Annotated in this window: 10 protein-coding genes and 1 pseudogene; 6 read left to right on the top strand and 5 right to left on the bottom strand. The window is 74.0% G+C overall.

Annotated features, from left to right (window positions below):
* The first annotated feature begins 60 nt into the window (after nucleotides 1-60).
* Nucleotides 61-636 carry a YcbK family protein gene (locus ACQ5SO_RS17755; RefSeq protein ID WP_430942977.1) on the top strand — a complete coding sequence of 192 codons (576 nt, stop codon included), beginning with the start codon at nucleotides 61-63 and terminating at the stop codon, nucleotides 634-636.
* 206 nt (nucleotides 637-842) lie between these two features.
* On the opposite strand, the gene ACQ5SO_RS17750 is transcribed toward ACQ5SO_RS17755, so the two are convergent.
* From ACQ5SO_RS17750 to ACQ5SO_RS17730, 5 genes are all read right to left on the bottom strand, one after another.
* Complete coding sequence (locus ACQ5SO_RS17750) at nucleotides 843-2,522, bottom strand: SUMF1/EgtB/PvdO family nonheme iron enzyme (RefSeq protein WP_430942976.1); 1,680 nt, start codon at nucleotides 2,520-2,522, stop codon at nucleotides 843-845.
* Between the two features lie 221 nt (nucleotides 2,523-2,743).
* Entirely contained in the window at nucleotides 2,744-3,238 is a 495-nt protein-coding gene (locus ACQ5SO_RS17745; RefSeq protein ID WP_430942975.1) for a phasin family protein, read from the bottom strand.
* A gap of 180 nt (nucleotides 3,239-3,418) precedes the next feature.
* Entirely contained in the window at nucleotides 3,419-4,201 is a 783-nt protein-coding gene (locus ACQ5SO_RS17740; protein WP_430942974.1) for an SDR family oxidoreductase, read from the bottom strand.
* A gap of 142 nt (nucleotides 4,202-4,343) precedes the next feature.
* The gene (locus tag ACQ5SO_RS17735; protein ID WP_430942973.1) at nucleotides 4,344-6,806 is read right to left on the bottom strand and encodes a mechanosensitive ion channel family protein; all 2,463 of its coding nucleotides are present in this window, start codon (nucleotides 6,804-6,806) and stop codon (nucleotides 4,344-4,346) included.
* Nucleotides 6,807-7,087: 281 nt separating this feature from the next.
* A complete protein-coding gene (locus ACQ5SO_RS17730; protein WP_430942972.1) occupies nucleotides 7,088-7,741 on the bottom strand; it encodes a VPLPA-CTERM sorting domain-containing protein in 654 nt (217 codons plus the stop codon).
* 316 nt (nucleotides 7,742-8,057) lie between these two features.
* Here ACQ5SO_RS17730 and ACQ5SO_RS17725 point away from each other — a divergent pair, with 316 nt between their 5' ends.
* From ACQ5SO_RS17725 to ACQ5SO_RS17705, 5 genes and pseudogenes are all read left to right on the top strand, one after another.
* Nucleotides 8,058-9,362 (top strand): glycosyltransferase family protein, encoded by a 1,305-nt coding sequence (locus ACQ5SO_RS17725; protein ID WP_430942971.1) that lies wholly within the window; start codon nucleotides 8,058-8,060, stop codon nucleotides 9,360-9,362.
* A gap of 3 nt (nucleotides 9,363-9,365) precedes the next feature.
* A pseudogene (locus ACQ5SO_RS17720) lies at nucleotides 9,366-10,589 on the top strand (glycosyltransferase); the annotation flags it as partial.
* A gap of 203 nt (nucleotides 10,590-10,792) precedes the next feature.
* Nucleotides 10,793-11,950, top strand: a complete 1,158-nt coding sequence (locus ACQ5SO_RS17715; RefSeq protein ID WP_430942970.1) for a glycosyltransferase family 4 protein — start codon at nucleotides 10,793-10,795, stop codon at nucleotides 11,948-11,950.
* The gene (locus tag ACQ5SO_RS17710; protein WP_430942969.1) at nucleotides 11,950-13,389 is read left to right on the top strand and encodes a histidine phosphatase family protein; all 1,440 of its coding nucleotides are present in this window, start codon (nucleotides 11,950-11,952) and stop codon (nucleotides 13,387-13,389) included. The genes ACQ5SO_RS17715 and ACQ5SO_RS17710 overlap by 1 nt, the downstream gene beginning before the upstream one ends.
* Nucleotides 13,386-14,495 (top strand): glycosyltransferase family protein, encoded by a 1,110-nt coding sequence (locus ACQ5SO_RS17705; RefSeq protein ID WP_430942968.1) that lies wholly within the window; start codon nucleotides 13,386-13,388, stop codon nucleotides 14,493-14,495. The genes ACQ5SO_RS17710 and ACQ5SO_RS17705 overlap by 4 nt, the downstream gene beginning before the upstream one ends.
* Nucleotides 14,496-14,594: the final 99 nt, after the last annotated feature.

Genomic DNA, 14,594 nt, shown 5'->3' with positions numbered 1-14,594 from the left:
CGCCATGGAACAGGCGCGGCCGGCAACGACCGGCGAGCTTATGGAACGAGGCGAATATCAATGGCCAAGACCGACCGCGACGGGCTGATGTCCCGTCGGGCGGCGCTGGGGATGATCGGGGGCGGGGCCGTGCTGGCCGCATCGCCCTCCTTCGCCGCGGCGCCTGCCGTGCAGCGGGGCGCTGGCGCGTACCGAGCCGTGTCCCTGACGTCCAGCCGCCTGGGCGAGCGACTGTCCACCGTCTACTGGGCGGATGGCAGCTACATCCCCGAGGCGCTCGAGGAAATCTCCTACCTCCTGCGGGACTGGCGGCAGAACGCCGTCATGCCCTACGACCCGCGCGCGATCGACGTGATCTCCGCGATGACCCGGATGCTCGACATCTCCACCCCGGTGGAGATCGTGTCGGGCTATCGCAGCAAGACGACCAACGACATGCTGCGCTCGCGCAGCCGCGGGGTCGCCAAGAACAGCTACCACATCCGCGCGATGGCGGTGGACCTGCGGGTCGAAGGCCGCTCGGTCCGCCAGATCGCCGGCGCGGCCGAGGCCCTGAAGGGCGGCGGCGTGGGGCGGTACACCCGCTCCAACTTCGTGCACGTGGACAGCGGCCCGCTGCGCAGCTGGGGGCGCTGAGCGAAAGCTTGCAGCAGCCCTCGGCCCCGGCGCGGGGAGCAGACGCGCCGGGGCGTTCGAATGACGGTCCCCGGACCCGGAACGGGCCGACGCAGCCATGCGCCGGCCCGTTCCGCATCTGCGCCCTGTCCCCGGCGCCGCGTCCAGGCCCGGATGGCGGGCGAAGACCGGCCGCCATCCCCCTGCCCCGGCGCGGTTTTCCCGGCTCAGAGGTCGCGCGCCAGCCGCAGCCCGCCATAGACCGCCCCGGCCTTGGCCTGCGCGCCATAGCGCCAGGCGGGGCGGGACCATTGCGGCGGCTGCAGGAAGTGGCCGCCCTTGACCACCCGGCGCGTGCAGTCGCCATCCATGCGCGCCGCGCCGTCGGTCGCGGCGCCGACATGCCCGTCCCGCCAGCAATCCGCCGTCCACTCCCACAGGTTGCCGTGAAGCCCCCGCAGGCCGAGGGAATTTTCCCGGAACGCGCGCACCGGCGCGGTGGCGGCGAACCCGTCGTTGCAGGGCATGTGGCCATAGATGGCGTTGCCCCACTCGGCATAGGCGGCCTGGTCGTGCTGGTTGCCCCAGCCGCAGGCCCCGGCGGCGGGCGCGGGGCCCCAGGGCGCGGCCGCGTCGCCGCCCATCGCCCATTCGAGCTCCGCCTCGCTCGGCAGCCGGTAGGGGCGGCCGCTCTTGCGGCTCATCCACGCCGCGAAGGCCTGCGCCTCGGGGAAGCTGATGCAGCTCGCCGGGTGGTCCGGCCCCTGGGCGAAGCCGGGCGAGAGGGTGTTGCGCGCCCCGTCCCAGAGCCAGACCACCGCCCAGACCCAGCAGCCCTGGCCCGGGCTGCGGCCGGTCTCGTCCAGGAAACGGCTGTAGTCGGCGACCGTGACCTCGGTCTCCATCAACGCGAAATCGCGAAGGCTGACGGAGGCTTGCGGGCCTTCATGGCCTTCGCGCCCCGCCTCGGACCGCGGCGAGCCGAGCTGGAACGCGCCGCCCCGCACCCGCACCATGGGCGGGCAGTCGGGGCAGTCGCGGAAGCGGTCGCCGGTCGGCGCGCGGGTGGGCGAGGCGGGCGCGGGCGCCGCGCCCTGGCTCGGCACGACCGAGGCGAGCTGCGTCCCCGCCCCCCCGGAGAAGTAGAAATCCCCGAGCAGCGAGGAGCTCTCCCACGGCACCTGGCGCTCGTTCGTTTCGGCCAGGACCGCGCGGCGGACCTGCTTGAACGCCTCCTCGATCTTCAGGCCGGGGGTGCGGATCGCCCTGGCAAGCGCCGCGGTATAGGGGGAATTCCCGCTCTTGCCGTCGAGCGCCACCGCGCCGGGCGCGGTGGAGTAGCTCAGGATCGCGCCGCGGGGCGCGTCCATCCGCGCCAGCCCCTGCGACACGGCGCGGGAGACGGAGGGGAACGGGTTGTTGCGGCAGGCGTCGAGCATGATGATCGACAGCGGCGCGCCGGACTGGCCGATCATGTCCAGCACCCATTGCGCGTCGATCGTCTCGTATTCCACGTCGGCGGCCGAGCGCAGGGGCGTGTTCACGGGCACGAGGAAGTTTCGCCCGCCGATCTGCACGCCGTGGCCGGCATAGTAGAAGGCCGCCACCGCGCCTTCGCCCGCGGACTTGAGTTGATCCGCGAAGTCCCTGACCGCGCGCTTGAAATCGCGCTGGTCGGCATCGAGCTTCGTGGTCACCTGGAAGCCTGCGTCCCGCAGCGCGCCGGAGACCAGCCGCGCGTCCGAGACGGCGTTGGGCAGCGGGCCGATGGAATAGCCGCCATTGCCGACGACGAGGGCGATGCGGGTCTCGGCCCGCGCGCCCGCGGCGGTCAGCGCGAGAAGGACGAGGATGAGCGGAAGAAGGCGCGCAAGCGGCCGCGCCCCCTGGAACAGGCGGTGCAACATGGTGGGCTCCGGTCTCGGCCCGGAAAATGCGCCGGGCGATGCGCTCTCAATGCCTGTCAGTAGAGCGCGGGCGGCGGCGGCGGGCAAGCCCCCTGCCCGGACCGGCGCCCCGGAACGCGGAAAGGCCCGGCGCAGGGCCGGGCCTTTGGTCTGAGTTTCTCGCGCGTTACGCCAAGCGGTTCGCGCGGCGGGCGACGCGATGCGCGGGCCTCGACCCGGGATCAGGCCTTGGCGAAGCCGCCGAAGGCCTCGGTCGCGCGGGCGGCGAAGGGCGCCGTCGCGGCCTTGAAGGCGTCCATGCGGATCTGCGCGATCTCGCGCAGGCCCGAGGTCAGGGTTTCCATCGCCGCCTTGGCGTAGGCCTGCTCGACGGCCACGGCCTCGGCCAGGTCGCCGGATTTCAGCGCCTTGGCGGCGGCCTCGGCGCGGGCGTCGACGAGCGTCCTGGCGAGCTCGATCCCGCGGGTCCCGGCGGCCATCTCGGCCTCGAGCAGCGTGGCGCTGGAGGCCTGGAAGTCCTCGGTCGCCTTCAGCGCGGCGGCGCGGGCCTTGTCGCCGGCGTCCTTGGCCCAGGCTTCGGAGCGGGCGCGGACGTCCTCGGCGGCCTTGGCCGGGTCGGTCGCGGCGGTCGAGGCCATCTCGACGGCGTCCTCGACGGCCTCGGTGAAGGTGGTTTCGGTCTTGGTCGCGGCGGTTTTCGCGGTCTTGGCGGTCATGAGGCGCCTCCTTTCATCCAGTGCCAGCGGGGCGCGAGGCCGCCCGGGATCCCGGCGCGGCGTCGCTTGCTGCACTGCTCAAATGGGGCATTCTCCGATTCCCTTCAAGGGGGATTTGCTGCATTGCACAAAAATTCATGCGTGCATGGCGGCCTTGAGGGCGGCTGAAGCGCGGGGCCGTCAGGCCTGGTAGCTGCGCTGCAGCTTGGCCATGCCGCCGATCCAGCGCTCGTAATCCTCGGTCTTGCGGGCCATGTAGCCGCGCACCTGCTCGTGCGGCAGGATCAGGAACCGGTCCTCGGCCAGGCCCTCGAGGGCGCAGGCGGCGACGTCCCCGGCGCTCATCACCCCGTCGCCGGACTGGGGGCCGGGATCCATCCCGCGCAGCATGTTGGTGTCGACCCCCTGCGGGCAGAGCATCGAGACGCGGATCCCGTCGTCCCGGTGGGTGAGGGCGAGGTTCTCGGCGAAGCCCACGGCGGCGTGCTTGGTGGTGGAATAGACGGCCGAGCCGATCTGGCTCAGCAGCCCGGCGGCGGAAATGGTGTGCAGGAAATTGCCCCCGCCGCGCTGCTTCATCAGCGGGACCAGCAGGCGGGCGGCGCGGACATGGGCCATCACGTTGATCTCCCACGCCGTCTGCCAGACATGGTCGTCGGCGCCGGCGGCGTTCTGGAAGGTGGTGTCCACCCCCGTCGCCACCCCGGCGTTGGAGCAGAAGAGCGCGATCGGCCCCATCTCGTGCTCCACCGCGGCGATCAGCTCGCGCATGTCGCCGGGGTCGGAGACGTCGGTGCGGAAGGCCCGGCCGCCGATTTCCGCCGCCACCGCCTCGGCGCCCGCGATGTCGAGATCGGCGACCGCGATCTGCGCCGCGCCCGCCGCGTGCAGCGCCCGCGCCAGCGCCGCGCCGATGCCGTTGGCGCCGCCGGTGACGACGGCGGTGATACCCTTGAATTGCATGCTGTTCCCCTCCCGTGCCCGTCCCGTCTGCCGCGGGAACGTCTGACGATCCTGCGTGACGCTGAACGGAAGCGCAACCGGGATGCGGGATGGAGGGGGGTGGGGGGGGAGGAAGGGGGTGCGCCCCCTTCCTCCCCCCACGTCACCGCATTTCAACAGTGGACGCGCCCGGCGGGCCGTCTTCCGCCACCGTCCGGGCGGCGGCGCCGGCGGCCTCTTCGACCGCCTCCAGTTCCTGCGCCGTGGGGGCGCGGTCCTTGGGCAGGTCGGGGATGCGCACGGTCACCTCGCGGTGGGCGAACTTGATCCCCTCGCGGGCGAAGAGCTCGCGGATCTCGTGGTAGACCAGCTTGCGGGTGGTCCACTGGTCGCCGGGGCGGGTCATGTACTTGATGCGCACGATCATCGCCGAGTCCTCCATCTGGATGACCCCCTGCGATTTCAGCGGCTGGACGAATTTCGGCCCCTCGGTCGGGTGCTCCAGCAGCTGCTGGCCCAGCTTTTTCACCAGCTTGCGGACCTTTTCGACATCGGTGTCATAGGTCAGCCGCAGCGGCAGCTTCATCATCACCCAGTCGCGCGAGAAGTTGGTGAGGTGGGTGATCTCTCCGAACGGGATCGTGTGCAGCGCGCCCAGGTGATGGCGCAGCTGGAAGGAGCGGATCGAGATCTTCTCCACCGTCCCCTTCACCTCGCCCACGTCGATGTACTCGCCCTTGCGGAAGGCGTCGTCCAGGAGGAAGAACACCCCCGACAGGATGTCCCGCACCAGCGCCTGCGCGCCGAAGCCGATGGCGAGGCCGACGACGCCGGCGCCGGCGAAGAGCGGCGCGACGTTCACCCCCATCTCCATCGCGATGGTCAGCGCGGTGACGGCGACGATCACGAACAGGATGAAGGCCCGGAACAGCGGCAGGAGCGTGCCGAGCCGCGAGCCCGCGCCGCCGCCCTCGTCCCCCGGCTCGGAGGCGACGTCGTCCCCGCCCTCTTCCTCGATCCGCTTGTCGAGCCAGATGCGCACGGCGTGGAAGGCGATGTAGCCGATGAACAGCTTGTCGATGACGTCCTGAAGGAAATCGAGCGGCTGGCCGTCGCGGAAGATCGCGTCGCCGCCCCAGATCCGCGCCAGCAGCCAGGCCGCGACGCCGATGGCGAAGATCGCGGCGGCCCGCTGGGCGAGGTCCTCGAAGCTGCGCATCGGCTGGCGGCGCACGGCCATGTGCGGGAACAGCTGCGGGCGCAGCTCCTCCACCGCGCGGCCGCCGCGCATCGGGCCGCCCTCGTCGTCGCCGTCCCCGTCGCCGTCGGGGCCGTCGCCCTCCATCACGTGCGCCTCGACCGGGGCGTCCTGCGCCGGGGGCGGCGGCGCCCGGCGCATCCGGGCGCGGGCGAACAGCCGCTCGACCGCGAAGACCGAGACCGCGTAGACGATCAGCCCGCACATCAGCGTCACGAAGGCGCCGGTCAGAAGGGGGATGTTCTGCTCGTAGCCCAGCAGCATCCGCACCACCCCCTCGACCCAGGAGACGATGAGATAGACGGTGACCACCGGCGCCCAGAGCACCGAGCAGACCGAGGCGAACCAGGTCGCGTCGCGCCGCGCGCGCCCGCCGAGGATGGCCGAGGAGATCGCCGGGCGGTTCGCCCAGATCATGACCAGCGCGAAGATCAGCGACAGCAGCCCGGTCCCCGAGGCGACCAGCGCGTGCACCGCCGCCGGGGTTCCCAGCGCGTCGACCCAGGCTGTGAACCCCTGCCCGACGATGGACACGCCCGCGCTGACCGAAACCCAGAGATAGAGCCGCCGCGCAGCTTCGTCCGTCAGCTTGGGGATTCGGTATTCGGGCAGGTAGGGGCAGATGGTCATGCGCCAGATCGTGTCGACCAGCAGCCACAGCCCCCAGGTCCCCACCGTCAGCGCCGCCATGTCGAGGGTCGGGCGATGGTCGTCCACGACCGCCAGCCCCAGCCCCGCCGCCACCGACACGCAGATCGCCACCGCGCCCGAGGTCAGCGCGAAGCGCAGCGTCAGCACCGGCAGCTTGTCCCCGAGCGTGCGCGGCCGCGGCCCGCGCTGCGCCGCCTGCATCAGCGGCAGCGCGATGAACGCGGCATAGAGCGAGACCACCGCGCGCCCGATCATCACGCAGATGACGGTGAGCACGAACACCCCGAGAAAATGGCTCGACCGCCCGTCGGGGGCGTTGCGGGCCATGTAGCGTTCGAGCTCCTCGAACAGGTCCGGGGCCGCGCGCAGCGTCATCTGCACCCGCTGGCGCAGGGCCGAGACGCTCTCGGTCGTGCGCTGGATCACGTTCGCCTCTTCCGCCTGGGCGGCGGCGATGCGGCCATAGGCGGCGACCTCGGGGGCGCGGTTCGGGTCGTCCTCGGCGGCGAAGGCCGGGGCCGGGCCGCCGATGCGCGACATCTCGGGGGCCGGCTCCTCCTGCGCGGCGTCGCCGCCGGTCACGCCCAGCTCGCGCAGCAGCGCGCCGTAATCCACCGGCTGGGCGGCGGCGGGCGCAAGCGCGCCGAGCAGCGCCGCGAGCGCCAGCAGCGCGGCGATCAGCACCCGCCGTGCGGGAGGGGTCGGGACATGGGTCATCGCGGAGTTCCGTTCGGCCAGGTCCGGGTCGCGGCAGGAGGGGCGCGCCGGACGCGCCCTTTGCCCGATCCCGAGCCTAGAGCCAATGGCTTTCCGCGTCACCCGCCTCGCGCGCCCGCGAGGCGGGTGACGCGGGGGGGGGGCGCTCCGGGTGTCGAAGGGGTCGCGCGCCCGGACCGCGACGGGGCGCGCGCCCGAAGCGCGACGGGGGTGGGCGCGAAGCGGGGCGGCCCGCGCCGGGCCGCCCCCCGCCGGGTCCGGCGGTTTCGGGCCCGCGCCGCTCAGCCCTTGCGGCGGCGGGCGGCGAGGCCGAGCCCGGCCAGCCCCAGCGCCATCAGCGGCGCGGCGGCGGGAAGCGGCACGTCCGAAGGCGGGTTGTCGAGGCGGAACACCGAGATGCTGTCGAGGAGCGGGCCCTGGTTGTCATTGCCGAAGGTCTCGAACACCAGGCTCACGCTCACGTCCACGGGAACCGAGAAGCTGTGGGTGTAGAGGGCGTAGGGCGCGCTGAAGGACAGCCCGACGATGGTGTCGGTGAACAGCACGCCCCCGAATTCGTCGATGATCGAGAACATCAGGTCGTCGGCGCCGCCGCGCTGGGCGCCCGAATAGGCGAAGGCCACGTCATGGTCGAACCCGGCCTGGATCGCGATCAGGTCCGAGGTCAGCTCGCCCGAGGCGCCGCTGGACCCGTCCATGTCCACGCAGCCCCCGGCCCCGCCATCGCAGGACAGCCCGAACACCCCCTGCGGGATGATGTCCACCGACCCGCTCGTCACGGTGAACTGGTCGAAGAACGTGGAGGGCGCGTTGGAGACGTAGCCGTCCGCCGCCTCGTCATCGAAGGTCTCGAGGAAAATCATGCTCGACGCCGCGGCAGGCCCGGCGGCGAGAAGGCTCAGCGCGGCGGCGCCGGTGAGGAAGGTCTTTTTCATGATGCGGCCCCTTCCACGGGGCATGGCGGGGGAAAATATGCGCGATTGGGGTGCGGTCCCGCCTGCGCCGGCATGCCACGCCGACGCTTGGACGGGGAATGAACGCGCCGCCGCCCCGCTGGGACCAAGCGCCGCAAGGCCCGTCAACCGTCTCGACGGGAAACGACTTGTCGCGCTGCAACGCGAAAAAGCCGCGTCCGGCGCTTTCGACATGGGGACGTTTCGGTATAGCTTCGAGGGCCAGAGACGCGCCGGGGTTCATCGGGAGGGGAGCCGCGCGCGAGGCGCAGAAGAAGCAGGGGACGCCGAGACGCGCATGCACGAAGCTGATGGAACCGCAGCGCCCCGGGCGCCGCTCGCGGTCGCGCCCTTCGGCGCGCCGCCGCCCGCGACCGTCCCGGCCGAGCCGGGGACGCGCCGGGCCGATCCCGCCAAGGGCCCGACCCGCCGGGCGCTCCTCTATTCCCACGACACGTTCGGGCTGGGGCACCTGCGCCGCTCGCGCACCATCGCCGGCGCGCTGACGCAGAGCGACCCGCAGGTCGCGGCGCTGATCCTGACCGGATCGCCCATCGCCGGGCGGTTCGACTTTCCCGACCGGGTGGACCACGTGCGCCTGCCGGGCGTCGTGAAGCTGCCCGACGGCGAATATGCCAGCCACAATCTCGGCCTTCCGATCGACGAGACCGCGGCCCTGCGCGCGGCGATCATCGAGGCGGCGGAGACCAGCTTCCGCCCCGACCTGCTGATCGTCGACAAGGAGGCCTGGGGCTTCCGCAACGAACTTGCGGGCGCGCTTGAAGAAGCCTCGCGCCGCGGCGCGCGGATCGTGCTCGGCGTGCGCGACGTGCTGGACGAGCGCGAGAAGCTGCGCGCCGAGTGGGACCGCAAGCGCCACGTGGACGCCATCGAGCGCTATTTCGACGAGATCTGGGTCTACGGCCTGCCCGAGATCCACCGCCCGCTGGAGGGGCTCGGCCTGTCCCGCGCGGCCGAGGCCAAGATCCGCTACACCGGCTACCTGCGCCGCGACCCGCCCGACTGGCCCGAAGGCATCGGCCAGCTGGCCCCGGACGAGCCCTTCGTGCTGGTCACCACCGGCGGCGGCGGCGACGGCGCCGACCTGGTGGACTGGGCCCTGTCGGCCTACGAGGCGGACCCGGGCCTGAAGCCCCATGGCGTCATCGTCTACGGGCCGTTCCTTCAATACGAGAAGCGCGCCGAGTTCGACCGCCGCGCCGCCGCCCTGAAGGGCCGCGTCACCGCGATCAGCTTCGATCCGCGGATGGAGCGGCTGCAGGCCGAGGCGGTCGGGATCGTCGCCATGGGCGGCTACAACACGTTCTGCGAGATCCTCTCGCTCGACAAGCCCGCCGCCATCGCGCCGCGCCACCACCCGCGCAAGGAACAGCTGATCCGCGCCGAGGCGGCCGAGCGGCTGGGCCTGGTCCGGATGCTGCACGCCCCGCGCGACGGGCGCGACCCGGCGGTGATGGGGCGCGTGATCCGCGGCCTCGCCGACCAGCCTCCGCCCTCGGCGGCCGGGCAGGACGGGCTTCTGGGCGGGCTGGGCGTCATCGCCGAGCGGGCCTTCCCGAGGACCGCGGTCGGGGCGGCCTGAGCGATGACGGAAGATCGCTCCGCCCCCCCGCTCGCCGTCATCGTCAAGGGCTGGCCGCGCCTGTCGGAAACCTTCATCGCGCAGGAGCTGAAGGCGCTGGAGGACCGCGGCTTCCGCTTCGACATCTGGTCCCTGCGCTTTCCCTATGACGACCGGACCCACCCGATCCACGGGCAGGTGAAGGCCGCGGCGCGCTACCTTCCCGAATACCTTTACAAGGAGCCGTGGCGCGTGCTGCGCGGCCTCGCGCGCGCCGCGCGCCTGCCCGGTTTCGGCGCGGCGTTCCGGGCGTGGATGCGCGACCTGCGCCGCGACCCGACCTCCAACCGCGTGCGCCGCTTCGGCCAGGCCTGCGTGCTGGCGGCGGAACTGCCGCCCGAGACCGCGGCGCTCTACGTCCATTTCATCCACACGCCCGGTTCCGTCGCCCGCTACACCGCGCAGATGCGCGGGATCCCCTGGGGCGCCTCGGCCCATGCGCGCGACATCTGGACCACCGAGGACTGGGAGAAGCGCGAGAAGCTGGCGGAGATGGACTTCCTCGCCACCTGCACCGCGGTGAACGTGGACCACCTGAAGGCGCTGGCCGACCAGCCGGGCAAGGTGGACCTCGTGTATCACGGGCTGGACCTGTCGCGCTTCCCCGAGCCGCCGGAGCGGGCGGCGCATGACGGGCCGCTGCGGCTGGTCTCGGTCGGGCGGCTGGTGGCCAAGAAGGGCTATGACGACCTGGTGGCGGCGCTGGCGATGCTGCCCGCGGATGTCGACTGGCGCTTCACGCATATCGGCGGCGGCGAGCTGAAAGACGAGTTGAAGGCCGCCGCGCAAGCCGCTGGAATCGCTGATCGGATCGAGTGGTTGGGCAAGCGCGACCAGACCGAGGTGATCGCCGCGATGCGCGCGGCGGACCTGTTCGTGCTGCCCTCGAAGATCGCCTCGGACGGCGACCGCGACGGGCTGCCCAACGTGCTGATGGAGGCGGCGAGCCAGGCGCTGCCGATCCTGTCGACCACCGTCTCGGCGATCCCCGAATTCATCGAGGACGGCGTGCATGGCGCGCTGGTCCCGCCGGGGGACCCCGCGGCCCTGTCGGCGCGGCTGGCCGAGCTCGCCCGCGATCCCGGCGCCTGCGCGCGCATGGGGCTGGCGGCGCGCGAACGGGTGGTCGGCGCGTTCGGGATGGAGCGCGGGATCACCCGCCTCGCCCGGCGCCTCGGGGCGATGCTGGGCGAGAAGGCGCCGCCGCGGCGCATGGCCATGGGCCTCGGGCCCGCGCCGGGCCACGATCACGCGCCGGGCCATGGGCCAGACCACGGGCACGGGCACGCGCACGCGCACGACCATGCCCACGCCCATGCGGGCGGGCGGCAGGTGCTGCACCATGAAGGGGATGCCTGCGGCTGCTCCTCCTGCGCCACGGGAAGCCACGGATGACCCGGGCGATGGAGCCGCCGCTGCGCGCCCGCGCCGGGGACGGCCGCCCCGCCGTCGCCTTCCACGCGCCGATGAAGCCGCCGGACCATCCCACGCCCTCCGGGGATCGGGAGATCGCGCGCCTGACCATGCGCGCGCTCGACATGGCCGGGTTCGCGCCCTTCCTCGCGACCTCCCTGCGCACCCTCGACATGGAGGGGGACCGGCTGCGCCAGTCGGCGCTGAAGGCCGAGGCGGATCTCGAGGTCGAGCGCCTGGTCGAAAGTTTCGCCGCCGCGCCGCCCGCGCTGTGGTTCACCTATCACAACTACTGGAAGGCGCCGGACCTGGTCGGCCCGCGCGTCGCCGAGGCGCTCGGCATCCCTTACGTGATCTCCGAGGCGAGCCATTCCGCCAAGCGCCTCGCCGGGCCCTGGAGCTTCTTCGCCGAGGCCGCCCGCGGCGCGCTGGACGCGGCGGCCCGGGTCTACTGGACCACCGGGCGCGACCGCCCGGGCCTTGCGCGGGCGATGGGCGAGACGGCGCGCGACCGGCTCGCCCCCCTGCCGCCCTTCATCGACATCGGCCCGCGCCCGGCGATGCGCGACGGGCGCGAGGATGCCGACGGGCCGCTGCGGCTGCTCACGGTCGCGATGATGCGGCGGGGGGACAAGAGCGCCTCCTACGCCCGGCTCGCCGACGCGCTGGCGCTGCTGGACGGGACCGCGTGGCGGCTCTCGGTCATCGGCGACGGGCCCGAGCGCCCGGTGATCCAGGAGATGTTCGACCGCTTCGAGGGGCGGGTGGAGTTCTCGGGCCTGGTCGAGGATCCGGCCCTGCTGCGCGAGGCTTACGAGGCGTCCGAGCTGCTGGTCTGGCCCGGCGTGGGCGAGGGGATCGGGATGGTCTATCTCGAGGCGCAGGCCGCCGCCCTGCCCTGCCTGGCCGAGGACCGGCCCGGCCCGCGCGACGTGGTGCTGGCGGGCGGGATGCTGCCCGCGCCCGGGGATGCGGCGGGGCTGGCCGCGGCGATCCGGGACGCGGCGGCGGATCGCGGCGCGCTGGCCGAGCGGGGCCGCGCGGCGCGGCTGTGGATGGAGCAGCGCCACTCGCTCGAGGCCGCCGCTTCGCGGCTGCGCGCGGATCTTGGCGCGCTGATCGGGGCCTCGGCCTGATGGCGGGGCCCGTGGGCGGCGCGGGCGGGGGCGGGACGCCGCCGCGACGCCCGCCGCAGCCGGGCGCGACGCCCGGCGCGGCCGGCCGGACGCCGGGCGCGCAGGGGGGGCAAGGACCGCAGGGGGGCCAGGGGACGCAGGGCGCGCAGGGCGCCGCCGCCGCGACGGGCGCGCAGGCGCCCGAGGCTGCGCGGCTCGCCGCCGCCACGCAGCCCAATCTCGCCGCCGCGCTGCGCGGCGGCTCGGCCCTGACCCCGCCCGCGGGCGGGGCGCTGACGGGGGCCAGTATTCCCACTGGCAACATCCCCGGCGCAGGGCTGACCGGCGCCCCGGGAACCGGCCAGACCGGCGCGCCCGGAACCGGGGTCGCGACCCCCGCCGCGCCGCTTCCCGGCGCCGATCCGGCCGCGGCCGAGGCCTTCACCCGCGCCGTCGCCGCCGACCTCGCCGCGCGCGAGGGCGCGGCCCGGCCCGGCGCGCCATCTGGCCCTCCGGCAGGCGGCGGCGCGGGCGGCGCGCCGACCGGCCCCGCCGCCCCGCCCGCGCCCGGCGCCCCGGGCGCGCCCGCCGCGCCCCTCGGGGCCGCGCAGGCCAACGCGCCCCTGCCCGGCGCCGCCGACATGGCCCTGCGCGCCGCCCTCACCGGCTATGCCGCCGCGGCCGCCGGCTCCGGCTCCGCCCGGCCCCGCCCGCGGGCCGAGGGCCCCTCGGCCGCGACCGATCCCGACGCCCCGCCCTATGCGCCGATCCCCGGCCAGGCGCCGCTCTCCGCCGCCGCCGCGCCCGCCGACCCGGTGCGCGCGCCCGCCGCCGCCGGCCGCGGCCAGGGCGAGGCGGCCGAGCGCCGGGTCGAGATCGGCCTGCTGCGCCATTTCCCCACCGACTGGAACGCCGAGGGCCGCCTGCAGGGGCGCACCGACATCCCCCTCTCCGCCGCCTCGGTCGAGGAGATCGCGGGCCTGCGCCTGCCCGCCCGCTGGCGGGGGATGCCGGCCGTGGTCTCGCCCCTCTCCCGCGCCCGGGTCACCGCCGAGATGCTGGTGGAATCCGGCGAGGCCCGCGTCGACCCGCGGCTGGTGGAGATGGATTTCGGCGCATGGGAGGGGCGGATCGGCGCCGAGCTGCTGGAGGACCCCGCCTGCGCCTATGGCCCGGTCGAGACCTGGGGCTGGCATTTCCGCCCGCCGGGGGGCGAGAGCCCGGCCGAGATGCTGTCCCGCCTGCGCGCCGCGCTGGCCGAGATCGCCGAATCCGGCCCGCACCTGGTGATCTGTCACCGCGGCGTGATGCGCGCGATCCTCGCGGCGGCGAGCGGGTGGAATTATGACCGCGCCGAGCCGTTCCGCATCAAGCGCGCCGCCGTTCACCCGGTGACTTTGGACGGCTCCGGCGCCCCCGTGGGCTTCGCCCCCCCGGAGAAGCTGGAGCCGCGGGCGTGACCGCGCCGCGGATCGCCTTCCTCGAGACGCACTTGATGGGCTCGGGGCACCTCGCGCGCGTGCTCAACCTGGCCGGGGCGGTGCGCGCGGCGGGGGGCGAGGCGATGGTGGTCAGCGGCGGCCGCCCGCTGGCGCACCTGCCGCTGGGGCCGGGCGATGTGCAGCTGCCGCCGGTCCACGTGCCGGGGCTGAATTACCGCGACCTGCGCGGCCCGGACGGCGCGCCCGCGGGCGACGCGCTCTGGGCCGCGCGGCAGGAGGCGGTGGCGGGCGTCTGGGCGAGGTTCCGCCCCGACGTGCTGGTGACCGAGCTGTTCCCCTTCGGCCGCCGCCAGATGGCGGCGGAGTTCGAGGCGCTGGCTGCGGCCCGGCCGCTGGGGACGGCGCTGGTCTCCTCGGTCCGCGACGTCCCGGAGCCGCCGAAGAAGGAGAAGCGCGCGCGCGAAAGCCTCGCGCGGCTCGCCGGATATGAGGCCGTTCTGGTGCATGGCGACCGTTCGGTCCTGGCGCTGGAGGAAGTGTGGCCGGGGCACGGGTTGTCGGTCGACCCGGGGCTGCTGCGCTACACCGGCTATGTCGCGCCCGCGCCTGCGGCGGCCACGGATGGCGAGGGGGCGGGCGAGGTGCTGGTCTCGGTCGGCTCGGGCGGCATCGGGCGGCGGCTGCTGGAGCTGGCGGCGCGGGCCGCGGCCGGGCATGGCCTGCGCTGGCGGCTGATGGCGCCGGGGGCGGAGGCGGAGCGCGACGCGCTGCGCGCCCTCGGCCCCGCGGTGGTGGAGGCGCCGCGGGGGGATTTCCGCGCGCTGCTGCCGCGCTGCGCGGTGTCGATCAGCCTTGCGGGCTACAACACGGCGGTGGAGGCGGCGACGCGCGGCGGCCCGTCGATCCTCGTGCCGATGGAGGAGGGGGACGAACAGGAGCAGCTGATCCGCGCCGCCGCCTTCGCCCGGTTGCCCGGCGTCTCGACCCGACGGATCGGCATGTTGACACCGGAAACATTGCGCGACGCGGTGGATGCGTCGCTGGACGCGGCGCCCGCCGAGCCTCCGAAGATCGACCTCGACGGCGCAAGGCGCAGCGCCGAGATCCTGATGTCATTGGCCTGACGCCCCTTGACCCACAAGGCGGCCGCGGCGCCGCATCGGGGTGATGCTGGTCAATCTCGGCACCCCCGACGCGACCGATTACTGGTCGATGCGCCGGTA

The sequence above is a fragment of the Rhodovulum sp. DZ06 genome (assembly GCF_050586345.1).
Classification (GTDB): Bacteria; Pseudomonadota; Alphaproteobacteria; order Rhodobacterales; family Rhodobacteraceae; genus JBOCEF01.
This window is presented reverse-complemented; position numbering and strand designations above follow the sequence as displayed.

What these genes read in the sequence shown, in the direction of transcription:
- ACQ5SO_RS17715 (WP_430942970.1), top strand. Translation starts at nt 10,793, where the DNA reads ATGACCCGGGCGATGGAGCCGCCGCTGCGCGCCCGCGCCGGGGACGGC.
- ACQ5SO_RS17725 (WP_430942971.1), top strand. Translation starts at nt 8,058, where the DNA reads ATGCACGAAGCTGATGGAACCGCAGCGCCCCGGGCGCCGCTCGCGGTC.
- ACQ5SO_RS17710 (WP_430942969.1), top strand. Translation starts at nt 11,950, where the DNA reads ATGGCGGGGCCCGTGGGCGGCGCGGGCGGGGGCGGGACGCCGCCGCGA.
- ACQ5SO_RS17730 (WP_430942972.1), bottom strand. Translation starts at nt 7,741, where the DNA reads ATGAAAAAGACCTTCCTCACCGGCGCCGCCGCGCTGAGCCTTCTCGCC.
- ACQ5SO_RS17755 (WP_430942977.1), top strand. Translation starts at nt 61, where the DNA reads ATGGCCAAGACCGACCGCGACGGGCTGATGTCCCGTCGGGCGGCGCTG.
- ACQ5SO_RS17740 (WP_430942974.1), bottom strand. Translation starts at nt 4,201, where the DNA reads ATGCAATTCAAGGGTATCACCGCCGTCGTCACCGGCGGCGCCAACGGC.
- ACQ5SO_RS17735 (WP_430942973.1), bottom strand. Translation starts at nt 6,806, where the DNA reads ATGACCCATGTCCCGACCCCTCCCGCACGGCGGGTGCTGATCGCCGCG.
- ACQ5SO_RS17745 (WP_430942975.1), bottom strand. Translation starts at nt 3,238, where the DNA reads ATGACCGCCAAGACCGCGAAAACCGCCGCGACCAAGACCGAAACCACC.
- ACQ5SO_RS17750 (WP_430942976.1), bottom strand. Translation starts at nt 2,522, where the DNA reads ATGTTGCACCGCCTGTTCCAGGGGGCGCGGCCGCTTGCGCGCCTTCTT.